At 56.6% G+C, this 1,025-nt stretch carries 1 protein-coding gene; it reads right to left on the bottom strand.

The window, feature by feature from the left end; translation table 11 throughout:
• Nucleotides 1-97: 97 nt before the first annotated feature.
• Nucleotides 98-397, bottom strand: a complete 300-nt coding sequence (locus IVB50_RS08150) for a hypothetical protein (protein WP_247295325.1) — start codon at nt 395-397, stop codon at nt 98-100.
• Nucleotides 398-1,025 lie beyond the last annotated feature (628 nt).

The following is a 1,025-nucleotide window of genomic DNA, read 5'->3' as shown; positions in this document are numbered from 1 at the left end:
CGGCATATCGCTCCTTCGGTGGAGAAGTGGAGGCGTCAAGCACCCCCACGATATGCCGCCTTTCCGATTCTCGCCGTCACCAACTTTCGGCGATAGCTCATTCGGTGCCGCCTTGATACATGGTCCGAACAACAGCTCCACAGGCCTGCTTTCTATTCTTCAAAACGGACGTCCAGAAAGCGAGATGCTTAGCCTGATCCAGTGCAAGTATCCTCATCGACCTTTTGTTAGCGGCGTGGGCCGTTCTGAAAGGCTCGGCAGCTACGACCTCGGGTGGCATGGCTGTTGTTGCAGTGGCAGCCGCCCTTCTAAAATGCAGATCGGCATCCAGAACAAACCATAGGACGGTGAAGCTCGCGACAGCCACCAGAGAGAGAATAGGCGATCGCTTCATCATGTCTCTCCCTCCCAGAGATCGAGACATTGCGGCCATCGCGGCGTCGCGAGGCCCGAGAAACCTAACGAAATATGGTACGTCGTGAACGGCGCTGATCGCTGCAACCGCCCAGGAACTGAGCCCTACCCTTCGATGAGCAGTGGCACAGCGGGGAGTGCAGCAGCGGCAGCGGGTTCAAGCAGCGGCACTGACCTGTCGCGAAAAGATGTCAAGCTGGCTGACTGATACGTTTAAAGCCGCGTCAGCTCGGCTCGAACCTTGCGTGTCACTGCGTGCCGAGCGGCGAGCCTGGCAGCGCACTAGATGTCCGATTCGGGCACACGTTTACCTAGTCGACTGGAAGAGCATGATCTGATCAACGGCAAACACAACTCACGATTTATGAACGCGCGGAGGTTTCACACAACCGCTGAGGCATAGAAGGGCAACGGCGCGCGAGACGGACTCAGATCGCATGACGCGCAGCGCGAGATAAATGTCTCTTCCTGGCCGATTTTGTTGCAAAAGTCGGTTGAGACAAGTCACGAACCGTGATTCCGTTGTGTTGACGCGAATCTCGGCGAGGTCGATCCATGATGGGCCGTCTGAAGAGTGACCAAGGTCAACTGTTCTACGAGTTTCGTCTTGG

The organism is Bradyrhizobium sp. 87 (assembly GCF_023073015.1).
In the GTDB taxonomy this organism is placed as follows: domain Bacteria; phylum Pseudomonadota; class Alphaproteobacteria; order Rhizobiales; family Xanthobacteraceae; genus Bradyrhizobium; species Bradyrhizobium canariense_D.
The sequence above is the reverse complement of the archived record's forward strand: the minus strand, read 5'-3'. Positions and strand labels throughout refer to the sequence as shown.